Here is a 2,589-nt window from a genome sequence, read left to right as displayed (position 1 = left end):
GGCTCGCGGTGCGGGTGGTGGTGTTCGCGGGTGAGCGGCTGGAGTTCGGTGAGTTGCGGCCGTGGGCGGAGCGGTTGGGGCTGGAGTGCCCGGTGTTGGTGAACATGTACGGGATCACGGAGACGACCGTGCACTCCACGTACTACCGGGTCACCGAGGACGACTTGTCGGGCACCGGGAACCCGGTGGGTGTGCCGCTGGGTGATCTGCGGATCTATGTCCTGGACCGGTTCGGTGAGGTCGCTCCGCCCGGTGTGGTGGGTGAGATGTATGTGGGTGGTCCGGGTGTCGCGCGTGGCTATCTGGGGCGTCCGGCTCTGACGGCGGAGCGTTTCGTGCCGGACCGGTTCGGTCCGGCGGGCGGGCGTCTGTATCGCAGTGGTGACCTGGCGCGGCGGATGGCGGACGGTTCGCTGGAGTTCGTCGGCCGGATCGACGACCAGGTGAAGATCCGCGGTTACCGCATCGAACTCGGCGAGATCGCCGCCGTGATCGCCCAGGACGAGGCGGTGCGGGACGCCGTGGTGCTGGCCCGGGAGGACGTGCCGGGTGAGCGCCGACTGGTGGCGTACGTGGTGCCGGCGGACGCGGGATCGGCCGACGCGGGATCGGCGGGCGCCGGGTCGGACGCCGCCGCGCTGCGGGCCCGGGTGGCGGAGCAGCTGCCCTCGTACATGGTGCCGGCGGCCTTCGTGGAGCTCGACGCCTTCCCGCTGACCGCCAACGGCAAGCTCGACAAGCGCGCCCTGCCCGCCCCGGACGGGCGTGCCCTGGCCCTGGGCGGGGAGTTCGTGGCCCCCGACGGACCGGTGGAGGAGCTCGTCGCGGCGGTGTGGGCGGACGTCCTGGGCATCGAGCGGGTCGGCGCCCACGACAACTTCTTCGACCTCGGCGGCAACTCGCTGCTGGCCCTGCGCCTGGTGTCCCAGGTGCAGGAAGCGATCGACATCGACCTTCCGGTACGGCAGGTGTTCGACCAGCCGACCGTGGCCCGGATGGCCGACCAGGTCGAGGCAAGGCTCAGGGCGGAGCTGTCGCAGACCGGCGACTCCGCGGTGAACGCGAACGGCACCATGGACGCCGAGGAGACGAAAGCATGAGCGCCGCAGACAGCCAGCGACGGGACAGCCGGCGCCAGGACGCCGCCGACGACGTCAGCACCGAGCAGCTGCGGGCCGAGCTGCTGCGCCGCCGGGCCGCCGGCCGCGCGGGCGGCGGCCGCACCGCCATCCCCCGGGCCGACCGGTCCGCCGCCCTGCCGCTCACCTTCGGCCAGCAGCAGCTCTGGTTCCTGCACCGGCTGGACCCGACCAGCCCGGAGTACCTCGTCCCGCTGCTGCGCCGGCTCCGCGGCCCGCTCGACCGCGGGGCCCTGGACCGGTCCTGGCAGGAGCTGCTGGACCGGCACGAGGTCCTGCGCACCCGGTACGGCCTGGCGGACGGCCGGCCCGTCCAGCTGATCGACCCGGCCGCGCCGCTCGACCTCCCGCTGACCGACCTCACCGGCCTGCCCGCCGACGAGCGCGAGGCACGCGCCACCGAGCTGGCCGAGGCCGCCGTGGCGGAGCCCTTCGACCTGGCCGCGCAGTGGCCGGTGCGCGGCTCGCTGATCCGGCTCGCCGAGGACGACCACCTGCTGGTCGTGGTGTTCCACCACATCGCCTGCGACGCGTGGTCGACCCGGGTGTTCGAGGAGGAACTGGGCGCGCTGTACGGCGCGTTCACCGCCGGCCAGGTGTCGCCGCTGGCTCCGCTGCCGGTGCAGTACGCGGACTTCGCGGCCTGGCAGCGGGACCGGGTCACCGGGGACGAGCTGGACCGGCTGCTCGGCTACTGGCGGGAGCGGCTGGCCGGGCTGGAGCCGCTGGAGCTGCCCGCCGACCGGCCCCGGCCGGCGGTGCGCGACTGGCGCGGCGCGGCCGTTCCGCTGGAGGTCCCCGCGGCGCTGGCCCAGCGGCTGGACGCCTATTCCAAGGAGCGGGGCGTCACCCTCTTCACCACGCTGCTGGCCGCCTTCGACGTGGCGCTCGCCCGGCACACCGGCCGGGAGGACATCGCGGTCGGCACCGTCATCTCCGAGCGCAACCGCCCGGAGCTCGCCCGGATGATCGGGTACGGCGTCAACACCCTGGTGCTGCGCGAGCAGTGGACGGGCGAGCCGTCGTTCGCCGAGCTGCTGGACTCCGTCCGGACGACCGTGCTCGACGCCTTCGACCACCAGGAGGTGCCGTTCGCCCGGCTGGTGGACGAGCTGAGCCCCGAGCGCGACACCTCGCGCACCCCGCTGTTCCAGGTCGCCTTCACCCTGCACGAGTCCGTCGAGGGGCTGCTCAACCTGCCCGGGATCGACACCGAGGTCGTCGAACTTCCCTGGCGGACCGCGAAGTTCGATCTCGCGATGCAGATCGAGACCACCGTGGGTGGTGGGTTGCGGGGGCAGGTGGAGTTTGCCTCGGCGTTGTTCGATCGGGTGTCGGTGGAGGGGTTTGCGGGGCGGTTCGTGCGGTTGTTGGAGGGGTTGGTGGGGGATCCGTCGGCGCGGGTGTCGTCGGTGGGTTTGTTGTCGGTGGGTGAGTTGGCGGTGGTGGC

The 2,589-nt window shown here is 73.0% G+C and carries 2 protein-coding genes; both read left to right on the top strand.

Annotated features, from left to right (window positions below; translation table 11 throughout):
- Window positions 1–1,100, top strand: a 1,100-nt coding sequence (locus tag ACIRST_RS42375; protein ID WP_402810135.1) for an AMP-binding protein, incomplete at its 5' end; no start/stop codon positions are given.
- Window positions 1,097–2,589, top strand: a 1,493-nt coding sequence (locus ACIRST_RS42370; protein WP_402810133.1) for a condensation domain-containing protein, incomplete at its 3' end; no start/stop codon positions are given. The genes ACIRST_RS42375 and ACIRST_RS42370, both read left to right, overlap by 4 nt.

The organism is Kitasatospora sp. NPDC101447 (assembly GCF_044767225.1).
Lineage (GTDB): Bacteria > Actinomycetota > Actinomycetes > Streptomycetales > Streptomycetaceae > Kitasatospora.
This window is presented reverse-complemented; position numbering and strand designations above follow the sequence as displayed.